The organism is Streptomyces sp. CB01373 (assembly GCF_002803075.1).
GTDB lineage: Bacteria > Actinomycetota > Actinomycetes > Streptomycetales > Streptomycetaceae > Streptomyces.
In genome coordinates, this window is the sequence record NZ_NNBK01000007.1 from 197,407 (window position 1) to 211,008 (window position 13,602).

15 protein-coding genes are annotated in these 13,602 nt (G+C 70.6%); 7 read left to right on the forward strand and 8 right to left on the reverse strand.

All coding sequences use genetic code 11. The annotated features are described in order from the left end of the window. The first annotated feature begins 2 nt into the window (after window positions 1–2). On the forward strand, window positions 3–125 hold the full coding sequence (locus CG719_RS37120) for a hypothetical protein (protein ID WP_267895357.1): 123 nt from the start codon (window positions 3–5) through the stop codon (window positions 123–125). Window positions 126–188: 63 nt separating this feature from the next. Here CG719_RS37120 and CG719_RS13080 read toward each other — a convergent pair whose 3' ends face one another. The 6 genes from CG719_RS13080 to CG719_RS13105 all read right to left on the reverse strand — a co-directional run bounded on the left by CG719_RS13080 (window position 189) and on the right by CG719_RS13105 (window position 5,281). Next, window positions 189–983 carry an SDR family NAD(P)-dependent oxidoreductase gene (locus CG719_RS13080; RefSeq protein WP_100568758.1) on the reverse strand — a complete coding sequence of 265 codons (795 nt, stop codon included), beginning with the start codon at window positions 981–983 and terminating at the stop codon, window positions 189–191. A gap of 98 nt (window positions 984–1,081) precedes the next feature. Next, window positions 1,082–1,906: an aldo/keto reductase gene (locus CG719_RS13085; RefSeq protein WP_100568759.1), complete on the reverse strand. Its 825-nt coding sequence runs from the start codon at window positions 1,904–1,906 to the stop codon at window positions 1,082–1,084. 37 nt (window positions 1,907–1,943) lie between these two features. Continuing rightward, window positions 1,944–3,215 carry an MFS transporter gene (locus CG719_RS13090; protein ID WP_159024866.1) on the reverse strand — a complete coding sequence of 424 codons (1,272 nt, stop codon included), beginning with the start codon at window positions 3,213–3,215 and terminating at the stop codon, window positions 1,944–1,946. Window positions 3,216–3,615: 400 nt separating this feature from the next. Next, window positions 3,616–4,074: a DUF6174 domain-containing protein gene (locus CG719_RS13095; protein WP_100568760.1), complete on the reverse strand. Its 459-nt coding sequence runs from the start codon at window positions 4,072–4,074 to the stop codon at window positions 3,616–3,618. Beyond that, complete coding sequence (locus CG719_RS35800) at window positions 4,071–4,373, reverse strand: hypothetical protein (RefSeq protein ID WP_199836624.1); 303 nt, start codon at window positions 4,371–4,373, stop codon at window positions 4,071–4,073. Before CG719_RS35800 ends, CG719_RS13095 begins: the two co-directional genes overlap by 4 nt. Window positions 4,374–4,753: 380 nt before the next feature. After that, complete coding sequence (locus CG719_RS13105; protein WP_100568871.1) at window positions 4,754–5,281, reverse strand: MarR family winged helix-turn-helix transcriptional regulator; 528 nt, start codon at window positions 5,279–5,281, stop codon at window positions 4,754–4,756. Between the two features lie 40 nt (window positions 5,282–5,321). Between CG719_RS13105 and CG719_RS13110 the strand changes: the two genes are divergently transcribed. After that, window positions 5,322–6,263, forward strand: a complete 942-nt coding sequence (locus CG719_RS13110) for an EamA family transporter (protein ID WP_199836625.1) — start codon at window positions 5,322–5,324, stop codon at window positions 6,261–6,263. A gap of 12 nt (window positions 6,264–6,275) precedes the next feature. Here the strand turns inward: CG719_RS13110 and CG719_RS13115 are convergent, their stop codons facing one another. Next, window positions 6,276–7,109, reverse strand: a complete 834-nt coding sequence (locus CG719_RS13115) for a PhzF family phenazine biosynthesis protein (RefSeq protein WP_100568761.1) — start codon at window positions 7,107–7,109, stop codon at window positions 6,276–6,278. A gap of 187 nt (window positions 7,110–7,296) precedes the next feature. Here CG719_RS13115 and CG719_RS13120 point away from each other — a divergent pair, with 187 nt between their 5' ends. After that, the gene (locus tag CG719_RS13120; RefSeq protein ID WP_100568762.1) at window positions 7,297–7,896 is read left to right on the forward strand and encodes a hypothetical protein; all 600 of its coding nucleotides are present in this window, start codon (window positions 7,297–7,299) and stop codon (window positions 7,894–7,896) included. A 126-nt stretch (window positions 7,897–8,022) separates the two neighbouring features. Here the strand turns inward: CG719_RS13120 and CG719_RS13125 are convergent, their stop codons facing one another. After that, entirely contained in the window at window positions 8,023–9,252 is a 1,230-nt protein-coding gene (locus tag CG719_RS13125) for an MFS transporter (RefSeq protein ID WP_199836626.1), read from the reverse strand. A 296-nt stretch (window positions 9,253–9,548) separates the two neighbouring features. Between CG719_RS13125 and CG719_RS13130 the strand changes: the two genes are divergently transcribed. The 4 genes from CG719_RS13130 to CG719_RS13145 all read left to right on the forward strand — a co-directional run bounded on the left by CG719_RS13130 (window position 9,549) and on the right by CG719_RS13145 (window position 13,565). Then, on the forward strand, window positions 9,549–10,754 hold the full coding sequence (locus CG719_RS13130) for an NAD(P)/FAD-dependent oxidoreductase (RefSeq protein ID WP_159024867.1): 1,206 nt from the start codon (window positions 9,549–9,551) through the stop codon (window positions 10,752–10,754). A gap of 90 nt (window positions 10,755–10,844) precedes the next feature. Further along, window positions 10,845–12,080, forward strand: a complete 1,236-nt coding sequence (locus tag CG719_RS13135) for a cytochrome P450 (protein ID WP_100568765.1) — start codon at window positions 10,845–10,847, stop codon at window positions 12,078–12,080. 51 nt (window positions 12,081–12,131) lie between these two features. Then, window positions 12,132–12,326 (forward strand): ferredoxin, encoded by a 195-nt coding sequence (locus tag CG719_RS13140; RefSeq protein ID WP_100568766.1) that lies wholly within the window; start codon window positions 12,132–12,134, stop codon window positions 12,324–12,326. A 204-nt stretch (window positions 12,327–12,530) separates the two neighbouring features. Next, window positions 12,531–13,565, forward strand: a complete 1,035-nt coding sequence (locus tag CG719_RS13145; RefSeq protein WP_159024868.1) for a LacI family DNA-binding transcriptional regulator — start codon at window positions 12,531–12,533, stop codon at window positions 13,563–13,565. Window positions 13,566–13,602 lie beyond the last annotated feature (37 nt).

Below are 13,602 nucleotides of genomic sequence, written 5' to 3' on the forward strand. Positions count from 1 at the left end.
TCGTGGCCAACGGCCTGGGAGCGTCCGGTCTGATGATGGGCCCCTACGCGGGGGCGGTCGCGGCACGGCTGGCCCGCCGGGCCGACCCGGGGATCGACCTGACGCCCTACGACCCGCTGCGTTGAGAGCACCGCCCTGCGCGGGGCCGGCAGCCGCGACATGGCTGCCTGCCCTGACCGGCGCCGGGGTCAGGGCAGGATGGAGTCGACGTAACCGCCGTCGACGCGTACGGCGCCACCCGTGGTGGCGGAGGCAAGGGGCGAGGCGAGGTAGACGACCATGTTGGCGATCTCCTCCGGCTCGATGAGGCGCTGCAGCAGGGACTGGGGACGGTACTTGACCATGAACTCGCGCTGCGCCTCGTTCCAGGGCAGCTCGTCGCCGACGAGTTCGCGGACGAACCCCTCGACGCCACCGGTGTGGGTCGGTCCGGCGATGACGGAGTTGACGGTGACGCCGGTGCCGGCGGCGTCCTTGGCGAACCCGCGGCTGACCGCGAGCAGCGAGGTCTTCGTCATGCCGTAGTGGATCATCTCCGCGGGGATGGCCACGGCCGAGTCGCTGGCGAGGCTGAGGACGCGCCCCCAGCCCCGGTCCTTCATGCCGGGCAGGTACGCGCGGATCAGCCGGACGGCGGAGAGGACGTTGACCTCGAAATAACGGCGCCACTCGGCGTCGTCGATCTCCAGCGGAGCGGCGGAGCCGAAGATGCCGAGGTTGTTGACGAGGATGTCGACCGTGGGCACGGCGTCCAGTACGGCGCCGGTGCCCGCCTGAGTCGCCAGGTCTCCCGCGGCGCCGGTGACGTCGTCGCTGCCGGACTCGGCGCGTACGGTGCGGACGGCTTCGGCGACGCGCTCCCCGCCGCGGCCGTTGACGACGACGCGGGCGCCCGCACGGGCGAGGCCGGTGGCGATGGCGTGACCGATGCCCTGGGTGGAACCGGTGACGAGGGCGGTGTGGCCGGAGAGATCGATCTGCATGATGCGTTCCCGTCGTTGTTCGAGGCCGTGAAGCTGCTGCGGTGTCGTCCTCCCGGGTTATCCGTCCACGGCGGACGGGTACCCCGGGACGGTCGGGGTCAGTTGAGGGTGTCGGGGTCCGGACCGGTGCGCAGACCGCGGTCGAGGTCCGTGAGGGCGGCCATGTCGGCGTCGGTGAGCTCGAAGCCGAAGACGTCGAGGTTCTGCCGGATGCGGTCGGGGGTGACGGACTTGGGGATCACGATGTTGCCGGTCTGGAGGTGCCAGCGCAGGACGACCTGCGCCGGGGTTACTCCATACGCCTCGGCGACGCGCACGATCGCCTCGTCCCCGAGGACCACGCCCTGGGCCAGGGGGCTCCAGGCCTCGGTGGCGATCCCGTGCTCGGAGTGGAAGGCGCGCAGCGCGGTCTGCTGGAGGCCGGGGTGCAGCTCCACCTGGTTGACCGCCGGGGTGATGCCGGTGTGCTCCAGGAGCCGCCGCAGGTGGGGGACCTGGAAGTTCGATACACCGATGGCGCGGGCACGCCCCTCGGCGAGGATCTTCTCCAGCGCCTTGTAGGTCTCCACGTACAGGTCGCGGGCCGGGGTGGGCCAGTGGATGAGGTAGAGGTCCACGTGGTCGAGGCCGAGCTTGTCCAGGGAGGCGTCGAACACGGCCAGGGTCCGGTCGTGGCCCTGGTCCTCGTTCCACAGCTTGGTCGTGATGAAGAGTTCCTCACGGGGCAGACCGGAGGCGGCGATGGCCCTGCCGACACCGCGCTCGTTGCCGTAGATCGCGGCGGTGTCGATGCTGCGGTAGCCGGCCGCCAAGGCGCTGCTGACCGCGGCGGTGGTCTCCTCGTCGGGGACCTGGAAGACACCAAAGCCCAACTGGGGCATGGTCACACCGTTGTTCAGCGTCACGTTCGGTACGGAAGTCATCGGGATTCCTTTCCTTCGTACTGCTTGGTGCGGGGGATCAGGAGCGGACCGCTCCCGCGGCGGCCTGAACGGCGCCGTGGTCGGACGCGGAGGGGTGGGCGGCCCCGTGGTCCGTGGCCGCGACGGGGTCGAGGTTCGCCGGGGCGGAAGCCGCGGCGGTGCGGGCTTGCCGCAACTCGAGCTGGTGCGAGAGGACGGCCAGCACCAGGGCGGCAGCGGCCAGCACCGCCCCGACGGCGTTGGGCGCGGTGTAGCCGAGGCCGGCGGAGATCACCAGGCCGCCCAGCCAGGCGGCAAGGGCGTTGCCCAGGTTGAAGGCGCCGATGTTGACCGCCGAGGCGAGCGTCGGCGCGCCGTGGGCGTGGTCCAGGACACGCTTCTGCAACGGCGGGACGGTGGCGAAGCCGAGAGCGCCGATGAGGAAGACCGCCACGACGGACGCGGCCTTGCCGGAGGCCAGGAAGGTGAACAGCAGCAGGACCAGTGCCAGGCCGCCCAGTGCGGTGTAGAGCATGGGCATGAGCCTGCGGTCCGCGAAACGGCCGCCGATCAGGTTGCCTGCCACCATGCCCAGCCCGAAGACCACCATCAGCCAGGTGACGGAGGATCCCGCGAAACCGCTGACCTCGGTCATCATCGGCGCGATGTAGGTGATCGCGGCGAACACGCCCCCGAAGCCGAGCACCGTCATGGCCATGGCCAAGATGACCTGGGTGTTCCTGAACGCGGCGACCTCGTGCCGCAGCCGCACTCCCTCCGGTTCGGGCAGGTCGGGCACGAGCTTGGCGACGCCGGCCAGGCCGAGTACGCCGAGGGCGGCGACGAGCAGGAAGGTCACGCGCCAGCCGGCGTTCTGGCCCACGTACGTGCCCAGGGGAACGCCGACGACGTTGGCCACGGTCAGCCCGGTGAACATCATGGAGATGGCGCCGGCCTTCTTCTCGGGGGCCACCAGTTCGGCGGCGACGACGGAGCCGATGCCGAAGAAGGCGCCGTGGGCCAGGGAGGCCACCACGCGGCCGATCAGCATGACGGCGAAGACCGGGGCGACGGCGGAGATGACGTTGCCCAGGATGAACAGGCCCATGAGCAGCATGAGCATGTTCCTGCGGGAGATCCTGGTGCCGATGACGGTCATGATCGGTGCGCCGATCATGACGCCGAGGGCGTAGCCGGTGACCAGGAAGCCGGCCGTCGGCACGGACACACCGAGGTCCGCGCCGACCTGGGGCAGCAGCCCCATGATCACGAATTCCGTGGTGCCGATTCCGAAGGCCCCGATGGCCAGGGCCAGCAGTGCGAGCGGCATGACGAGGGTCCTTTGACATGCAAAGCCGGATTGCGCAAGCGCCTTACATGCGTCGACAATACTTGCATACGACAACTAACGGCAAACGCGGGTAGGGGGGTGCGTGTGACACCGGGGGAGGCCTTCCGCCTCCGCTCCCTCGCACGCCCCGGGCGATGACGCCACGGAGGGGCCCCGGGCCCTGAGCCTGTTCACAACCCCTGTTCGAGGACGTGCGGATCCGGCTTCCGCACCGGCGGTGTCGTCGAGATCGACTCCGAGCCCCGGCCCGTCGTGCACCCGCACCGTCCCGCTCTCGATCGCCACCGTCGGCCCCGCGTAGGGCGACTCGACATGAACTGACGGCCCTTCAGGCCCACTGGCGGTCGAGCCCGTGGGCCGCGAAGAGGCGCACGGGCGATCAGGGAAGTTCGCGGTATTCAGTGACGAAGTAGTCGGCCTCGTCGTCCATGGCGTTCTTCTGCCAGTCGATGTGAAACTCGGTGGGATGACCGTCTGTGGCGAATACGACGTGGGCGACGTCGGCGTGGCCTGTGCGTGCCTGCTGGACCTTGGCGAGGAGACCGCCCAGGGTCGGGACGTTGTGCGGATTGTCCTCGACGGTACGACGAGCCGGCTCGTCGAGGCCGATCGCTTTGACGACCTTTCCGTTCTCCACCGTGATCCGGTACTCCCCGAGGTCGCCCCGCTCTCCGGACTCGGAGAGAAGCCGGAAGGAGTACCGGTCCGGTTCGGGCCATCGGTCCCGCTTCACCCGGTCAGCCCCTTCGGCGGTCGGTGCGGGCCCTGTCCCGCAGCCGACCGCGGCGAGGAAGAGCCCGACGGACGCGATGAGCACATGGGTGCGGGTTGTCGTCATGGAAGGGCCTCCCCGTAGCTCGGTCGGCCCTTCGACGGCGTCGCCGCCGGTTCGGTTCCTGCCCGGAACGGCACTCCGCGGTCAGTCCGGTCCTTCAGGCCCCCGAAGACCCCGTCCACTGTTTCGAGGCTGTGCGTGTCCTTCTCGTACCAGAGGTACATCCGCGCGTCCCGCAGCGCCAGCACGTCGTTGACCACTTGCCGTCGCAGCGGGAAGGACGCCTCGTCGAGGTCGGCGTGCGGAACGGTGATCGACAGCCCGGAGTCGGCCGTGACCAGGTGCGACAGCCTGCCCGCCATGGGAGAGATCCCGATACCCGCGCCTGCGAACACCACCGGCCGTCCCGAGTCGTCGAGCACCACGTCGCCGCACGGCAGGGCGCACGGGCGTCGCGAAGGCGGCCACCGAGCCGGCCAGGGCCTGCCACTGATGGCCGTGCGCTTGGTTGCCGCGGCTGAAGACGCCGTCGAGGAGTTCGGGATGCGCGGAGAACAGATGCCGGTAGAAGCGCTGGGCGGTCCCACCTGTGCGGTCGGCGACCACGGGGAGCGTGGCGGTGATGACGGGGCGGGACTCGTCGGAGAGCACGGGCCTTCCCTCCTGAGTGCAGGCGGGCATCTGGCCCGCTCCAGGTACCCGTCACCTCCCGCGTGACACGGCCGGCCCGGCGGGCGGCGGGTCATTCGCCATTGCCGGAAGAGCGCGGATCGTCCATGCGGGAGAGCCAGGTGGTGAGCAGCGTTTCGAGTGCCTCGGCCTCGGCGGGCGTCAACAGATCCAGCAGTCGGCGTTCGTTGCGCATGTGGTCGGTGAACGCCCGGTCGATCAGTTCGCGTCCGGGCCGGGTGAGGGCGACGATCCGGCCGCGCTGGTCGCCGGCGGAACGGCGGCGGACGACGAGTCCGGCCTGCTCCAGACGGTCGACTCTCTTCGTGATCGCGCCGGTGGTGACCATGGTGTACGCGGCGAGTTCGCCGGGTGCCCGCTCGTAGGGCTCGCCGGCGCGGCGCAGTGCGCACAGGACGTCGAACTCTCCCTCACCCAGACCGTAGCGGCCGTAGACGAGGCACAGCTCTTCGGTCAGCCGGCCGGCCAGGCGATGCAGTCGGCCGATCACTCCCTGTGGGGTGATGTCGACGTCGGGTCGTTCGCGGCGCCAGTCGGCCTGGATGCGGGCCACGTGGTCCAACGGTTGCGGATCGTCCATGGACACCATGGTAGCTTCCATGGAAGCTATATTGCCTTCCATGGAAACTAATCTGCGCTGGGTGGCTCTGACCGCGGTCGCGCCGGTGGCCTGGGGAACCAACTACTACGTCACCCACGAGTTCCTGCCGGCGGACCGCCCGCTCTTCGGGGCCGCCGTGCGGGCGCTGCCCTCCGGCCTCGTCCTGCTGGCCCTGTGCCGGCAGCGGCCACACGGTGCGTGGTGGTGGCGGTCCGCGGTGCTCGGGCTGCTCAACGTGAGCGTGTTCTTCGTACTCGTCTACGCCGCCTCCCAGCTGCTGCCGACGAGCGTCGCCTCGACCGTCATGGCGGTGTCCCCGCTGGCGATGATGCTCATCGCCTGGGCCCTGGTGTCCGAACGGCCCGGCATCTCACACCTGGCCGGCGCCGCGATCGGACTCGGCGGGGTCTGTCTCATGCTGCTCACAGGGGTGGGAGGGGTGAGCGTGCCCGGAGTCCTCGCCTCGGCCGCGGCCATGCTCGTGTCGGCCTTCGGCCACATCCTGGCCAAGCGGTGGAGCACCAGTGCCGACGTGCTCGCCTCGACCGCCTGGCAGCTCACCGCCGGAGGCCTGTTCCTGCTGCCGGTCGCCGCGGTGGCGGAGGGTCCTCCACCCGCGCTCGACACACCGGCGCTCCTCGCGTTCGGCTACGTCGCCCTGGTCGCCACCGCGCTGGCCTTCACCGCCTGGTTCACCGGCTTGCGGCACCTGCCCGCGGGGACCGTGGGGCTGGTCGGACTGCTCAACCCCGTCACGGGCGTACTGCTCGGCACAGTGGTCGCCGGAGAGAAGCTGACGGCCCAGCAACTGTGTGGGCTGGCACTCGTCCTGGCCGGAGTCGTCCTGGGCCGGCCCACACGCGCGAGCCGACACGACAGTGGTCGGCCACCAGCCGTAAATCGTGATCTTCCTTGTCAGGGGCGGAGCGGAGAGGGTGGTGGCCGGCGTCTCCGCTCATGACCTGCCGGCCGGTCAATGGTGGGTGCGCAGCATCCCGTCCAGCACTGTGACGGCATGGCCGGTGAGGTGTACGCGGTCGCCGTGCACGGCGGTGCGGACCAGACCGGTACGCGCGGACGCCTGGAGGCCGGTAAGTACATTGCGGCCAAGTCGCGCCGACCAGTGCGGGGCGAGGACTGTGTGGGCACTGCCCGTGACCGGGTCCTCGGGGATGCCTCTGGCGGGCGCGAAGAAACGGGAGACGAAGTCGTGTTCCAGGCCGGTCCCATCCGCTGCCGCTGTAATGATGATTCCGCGCAGGGCCTCGCGGTTCGTCAGGGCTGCTATCGCGTCCAGGTCGGGCGTCACGGCCCGGACGCCGGCCTCGTCGGGCAGGATCGTCAGCAGGTCACCGAGCCCTTCGGAACGGAAGGTGGCCACGGGCGCGATTCCCAGCGCCTCGGACAGCCCTTGTGGCACGGGCACTTTCGTGCTGGGCGCGGCCGGAAAGTCCAGAGTGATGCCGCCTTCCTCGCCGGCGTGCGTGACGAGGACGCCGTTCCGCCGACTCATGAACCGCACAGTGCCGAGGATTCCCCGCCCGGCACGTAGCACGTGTGCTGTGGCCAATGTGGCATGACCGCACAGTCTGGACTCGACAAGCGGGGTGAACCAGCGGATGGCCCAGTCGGCCTCGGCCGGGGTGGGCAACGGGAGGGCGAACGCGGTTTCGGAATGATTCATCTCGGCCGCAACCCGACGCATCCAGGCCTCGTCCGGCCACTCTCCAGCCGCCAGAAGACACACGGCCGCCGGGTTTCCGGCGAAGGGACGGTCAGTGAAGGCATCGACGACATGAATGCGCATCCCAGGACCGTAAGGGTGCCAAGTCAGTCCCCGCCAAGGCCAATCCGGGAGGAGTGGACCGGCATGGGGCGTACCCGTGATGCCGCACGGCTCGGCGGGATTCGCCGGACAGGCGAGTGCTCAGGCGTAGTTCGTGATGGTCGTCGCCTCTGTCCGGCCGGCGCATGACGCGGTCTAGGGTGAACGAATGGACGTGGGGGCGGTACTGATTGCGATCACTGGTGTAGCGGGTACTCTCGGGGGCGCGTTGCTCACCCAGCGGGGCGCCAACCGGGCCAAGAGGCGCGAGTTGGAGATGGCCCATGCCATCCAGGAAGCTCGCGAGAATCGTGAGCTACGCCGGAGCTGCTACACACAACTGCATCGGGATGCCAGGCAGTTCGCCACGGCGCTCAGCCGGCACTTGTACGTCATGCGGGATCGCACGCTCGGGCCGGAGGACGTATCGGCGTTGGAAGGAACCAAGGACGCCTACCGTGACCGGTGGTCCGAGGCTCTGATGATCGCCCCCGACGCGGTGATTGTTCCGGCTCACGAACTGAACGAAGCGCTGACCGGGGTCTATGGACAGATCAAGCGTTTGGAACAGGGAAACCCCCGCCCGGGCGAGACCCTGCAGTCAGCCGCTGAAGCGCAGCATGCGCTCTGGTCTCTGATAAGCGTCACGAGAGTGGCGATGCGTCGTGATCTGGGCGTCACCGCAGACACCGGCGAGGAAGTCACCCGTCGAACACCGTTGGCCTCCTCCAGTAACCCCGTCGTCCCGACCAGGGATTTCGCTGAGTAGCTCGAAACCCAGTCGCCGTACTGTGCCGTGATGCGAGCCATTCCCAGGGCTACCTCCCGATCAGCCGGAGCCGTCGAGTTCTTCACGAGAGCGAGGCCCCTGGGCACGTAACGCCCGTCAAGGACCTCACAACGCCGCTCGCCCCGCCGCCCCGCGGTTCCGCCATCGCGCGCCCGCCCAGCAGGCACCCACGACAGCGGTCACGGCGGCGAGAGCCGCGTACGCGGCCGTGTAGGAACTGACGGTGACGACCGCGCCCGCGGCGAAGGCGCCGAGTCCGGTGCCCGCGTCGAAGCCGACGTTCCAGGCGACGCTGACGGAGGAGCGCGCCCGCTCGCCGGCGGCGGCGAAGGCCTGCACCAGCGTCAGGTTCTGCAACCCGCCGTAGGCGACGCCCACGACAAGCATCCCGGCCACCACCAGGACCGGCCCGGCCGGCCCTGACCCGCCCACCGCACCCGCGCCGATCACGGCCAGCCCGGCGGCGCCGGCGAACAGCAGCGGGGCCATCGCCGGGGCTGCTCCCCTGCGGTCCGCGACGTGTCCGAACCCCCACCGGCACAGCGCCGCCGTCGCGGTGAACGCCAAAAGCGCGAGGTAGACGGCGACCGGGTCGGACAGCAGACGGGGCGTGAAGGTGAGGATGGCGCCGCCGGCCGCGGTGATGACGAGCAGCGCGGCGATCGGACCGACCAGGACGCGGCGGAGCCGGCTCGTGTCATGCGCTTCGGCGGGCGCGCCGGACACGTCGCCGCTGTCATGCAGGGCACGTGCCACGCGCGCGGCCAGCGGGACGGCGAGCAAGGGCACGGCCGCGCACGTGAACACCAGCCAGAATCCGACGCTCTGGGCCAGCCAGGGCGCGACGGGGATGAGCAGGAACTGAGGCGCCGCGATGGCGAGCCCGTAGGCGCCGACCGCTCGGCCGCGGCGGCCGGGTTCGACGAGCGCGGCCACCCCGGTGGCACCGCACACGGTGAGGATCCCGAAGCCGAGGCCCCGCACCGCCGCGAGGGCCATCACGGCTCCCGCCTGGCTGGTGACCAGATGTCCCAGGGCGGGGAGTCCGAGCAGGCACGAGCCGAGGGCCAGGGACCTCTGCCAGCCAAGACGCCCGAGGATCCTGCCGACCAGCAGTTGGGCGATCACCGTGAAGAGCATCAGCACGGTGTTGACCAGGCCCGCGCCCAGTTCGTCCGCCCCGCCCTCGAGCGCCCACAGGGGGGCGACCGGCATCAGCAACGACAGGCCGGCGAAGCCCAGCGCGGTCGAGGCCAGCAGAGGCCGCATCCCCGGCACGCGCCACACCGGGACCTCTTCCCGGCAGACGGGACCGTCACCTTGTTGCTTCAGCATCCCGAGATGGTAGGCCGTTCGTGCCGCCGTTCACCTGCCTCCCCCCAGGAACTGGGGGCGCCGTACGGACCGGCGCACGCCCCGCTCGGCCACACGAGGGGCGCCTGAGCGTCCTGCTCAAAGCCAAGTCAAACGCTTGACTAAACTTGACGCCCGGACGTAGGTTCCCCGTGGCGGCATGAGCCGGGGCACTTCTCCGGCCCTGCCCCACGCACTATTCAGAAGCCCTTCCAGCGCTGCCGAGCGGATCACGGGATACCGGTCGGGCGCTGTCGGCCGGCGAGTTGGAGCAAGACGTGGGCGATCGGTCGGGCATATGCGTCGTGGGCGGTTCCGTCGCCGGCACCGCGGCCGCACAGGCACTGCGGGCCAAGGGCCATGACGGGGAGATCCGGCTGATCGAGGCGGAGGCGCACCTCCCCTACGACCGGCCGCCGCTGTCCAAGCAGGTCCTCCGGGGCGGGCTCGACCTTCCGGCGCTGCAGTTCCAGTCCACCGCGCACTGGTCCCGGCTCGGAGTCACCCTCACGCTGGGCACGTCGGTGACCGAGCTGGAGCCCGGGGAGCGGGTGCTGCGAATGAGCGACGGATCCGAGCTGCGGGCGTCCGGCATCGTCCTGGCCCCGGGGACGGAGTCCAGGCCGCTTCCCTTCCCCGACGAGCAGTCCCGGGTGCGCCGGCTGCGCACCCTGGAGGACGCGCTCGTACTGCGCGGATCGCTGCAGACCGCGCGGTCGATCGTGCTCGTCGGCGCCGGCTTCATCGGCCTGGAGGTGGCCGCGACCGCCGTCCGGCTGGGGCTCGACGTCACCGTCGTCGAGCTGCTTCCGCTGCCGCTCGCCCCGGCGGTCGGCGACGTCGTCGCCGAGCGGGTGTGCGCCGCGCACCGGGACAGCGGGGTCACCCTGCTGACGTCGCGATCGGTAGCGGAGGTCCGGGGCGACGGGCGGGTCTCCACCGTCGTCCTGGACGACGGCCGGGCGATCGAGGCGGACATCGTCGTGGCCGGGGTGGGGGTGCGCCCGGCCACCGGATGGCTGGCCGGATCGGGCCTGGAACTCGGCGACGGCATCGAGGCCGACGCCTACTGCCGGACCTCGGCGGACCTGGTCTACGCCGCCGGTGACGCCGCGCGCTGGCACAACCCCGCCTTCGGCGCCCGGATGCGTGTCGAGCACTGGAGCACCGCCCGCGAGCAGGGTGCCGCGGCGGCCGCGAACCTGCTGGGCGAACTGCGGGGCGAGGACGCGTCCCGGACCCCGTTCGTGCATGTGCCGTACTTCTGGTCCGACCAGCTGGACATGAAGATCCAGCACGTCGGCCGCATCCTCGCGGGCGGGCACAGCGAGGTGGAACACGACGGCGACGGCGCCCTGTTCGTCACGCACCGGCTGGGCGACCGGCTGACCGGCGCGACGACGGTCAACCGTCCGAGGGACGCGATGCTCTCGCGCAGAAGGATCGCGCAGGAGTGCGAGCGGCTGGGGCCGCCCATCGGCTGAACGGACCGCCGGCAGGCCGTCCGAGGAACCACGATCCGGTGCACCGGCTCACCGCCGCACCGGTCGGCGTTGACGTTGAAAGGAAGAACCATGGGCAGTCCGCTGCAGGACGCGCAGATTTTCGATCCGACCGACCCGGAGTTCCTGAAGAACCCCTACCCGGTTCTCAACCACCTGCGGGAGAACACCCCCGTCGTCAGGGCGGAGTCGCTGGGACTCTGGCTCGTGACCCGCCACGAGGACGTGTTCGCGTGCCAGCGGGACGCCCGCCTCACCCGGAACTTCAGCCACAAGTACACCCCCGAGGAGATGGGGGTCGCGCCGCGCGACGCCCGCTGGGCCGACTTCTGGCAGGCGGAGAAGTGGAGCCTGCTGGACATCGAGCAGCCGGACCACACCCGGATCCGCTCGCTGGTGTCCTCCGCCTTCACCCCGCGCCGCGTGACGCAGATGCGCGACGCGGTCCGCGCCCGCTCCCGGAAGCTGCTCGCGGACCTCATCGAGCAGGGCGAGTTCGACCTGCTGCACGACTACGCGATGCCGTACTCGGTGTCGATCGTCTGCGAACTGCTCGGCGCCGACCAGGAGCAGGCACCGCTGTTCCTGGACTGGGCGCACGCGATGGTGAAGATGTACGAGCTCGACACCAGCGAGGAGCAGGCCAAGCAGGCCAACGACTCGGCCGCGGCCTTCATCGCCTACGTCCGCGAGCTCATCGCGCTGCGCCGCCGGCAGCCCTCCGACGACCTGGTGAGCGCCCTGGTCGAGGCCGAGACCGAGGAGGGCAGGAAGCTCACCGACGACGAGATCGTGTCCACGGTGATCGTCCTGCTGAACGCCGGTCACGAGGCCACGGTCAACACCACCGGCAACGGCATGGCCGCCCTGCTGCGCCACCCCGACCAGTGGGCGCGGGTGACCTCCCAGGAGGTGGCCCCGCGGCAGGCGGTGGAGGAGGTCATCCGCTGGGATCCCCCGCTCCAGTTGTTCGAGCGCTGGGTGCTGGCCGACGACGTCGAGATCGGCGGCCAGGAGATCCCCTTCGGCTCGAAGATCGCGATGCTGTACGGCGCGGCCAACCGCGACCCGCGCCTGTTCACCGACCCGGAGGTGCTGGACGTCGGCCGGGTGAACGCCTCCCGCCACGTCAACTTCGGCGGCGGTGTGCACGCCTGCCTCGGCGCGCCGCTGGCCCGGATCGAGCTGGAGGAGACCTTCACGTCGATCCGGGACCTGTGCCCCGATCTCAGGCTCGTCGAGGAGCCGCGCCGCAACTCGGCCTTCGTCATCTGGGGCATGGAGTCGGTCCGCGTGTCCGCTCGCTGACCCCTCGGCCGGAAACACGACAGCACGTCAGCAGTCAGTAGGAGGAAACCCATGCCACGCCTGCAGGTCGACGAAGCCCTCTGCAAGGGGCACGGTCTGTGCTACTTCGGCTGGCCGAAGATCTACGACCTCCGGGACGACGGCATCGCCGTCGCCCTGGTCGACGAGATCCCGGCCGAACTGCTGGAGGAGGCCCGCAACTCCGTCGAGGCCTGCCCGGAGCGGGCCCTGCGGATCGTGGACTGACCGCGGTCCCGTTTCGCGCACCCGCCCGGCGGCGGCCGTTCACGGCCGCCGCCGGTCCTGTTCGGGGCGTGGCCGGTAACGATCACCGGTCGCCGGGGCCGTGGGCCGCGGAACGTATCATCGACGCCTACGCGCCCGGCCGGACCGGGCCGCGGCGCTCGCAGGGGCTGGTCGCCGGCCTCCGGCGGGAAGGGAGTGACACTCGTGGCACGCCGCCGGGTTACGGGCGCCGATGTCGCCGCCGAAGCGGGGGTGTCGGTCTCCATCGTGTCGCTGGTCCTGAACGGGAAGGACTCCGGCAGGGCGAACCAGGCCACCCGGGACAGGGTCCACACGGCCGCGCAGCGGCTCGGGTACCGCATCGACCGCCGCGGCCGCAGCCTCGCCACCGGCCGGACCGGCATCGTCGGTTACGTCGCGCCCGATGTCGCGACCCCCTTCTTCAGCAGTGTGCAGATGGGCCTGCTGAGCGAACTGAGCCCGGAGTACCAGGTCCTCACCGTGGTCACCGCCCTGGGCCAGACGGTCAGCCAGGAGAGCGTCCGGCGGCTGCTCGACCTGGGTGTGGACGGCCTGATCATCTCCACGGTCGAAAGCGACCTGGTGACGTCCCTGAACCCGTCGTGCCCGGTGGTGATCCTCGACTCCCCCGGACGGCAGCAGAACCTGCCGCGCGTCAATCTGGACGTCGCAGGGAGCGCCAGGGAACTCGCCCGCCATCTGACGGATCACGGGCACCGGAGCTTCGCCTACCTCGACATCGACACCCGGACCCGGACCCTGGAGGCGCGCCGCAAGGCGTTCACCGCCGAGGCACGGAAGGCGTCGGAGCGGGTGGGGGTCGTGGTGGCGCGCTCCCCCATCGACGTGACGGCGGCGTACGACACCGTGGCGGACAACTGGTCCTCCTGGCGCGACGCCGGAGTGACGGCGCTGGTGTGCGGCTCCGACCTCCAGGCGTTCGGCGCGCTGGCGGCGCTGCGCGACCTCGGGGTTTCGGTTCCGGAGGGGGTGTCCGTGGCCGGCGCCGACGACCAGCCGATGTCCCGGATCGTGCAGCCGTCGCTGACCACGGTGAAACTTCCCTCGTTCGAGCTGGGCAGCCTCGGCGCGCGGGAGCTGCGCAAGGCCATGGACGGGCCGGACGCGGTCGCGGGGCGGCCGTTGGTGCTGCCGACCCGGCTGGAGATCAGGGAGTCGACCGGCAGCGCGCCGAAAGCCCGCTCCACGCCGCGCTGACACGGCACACGCGGCACTCGGTCCCGGTGCGCCGAGG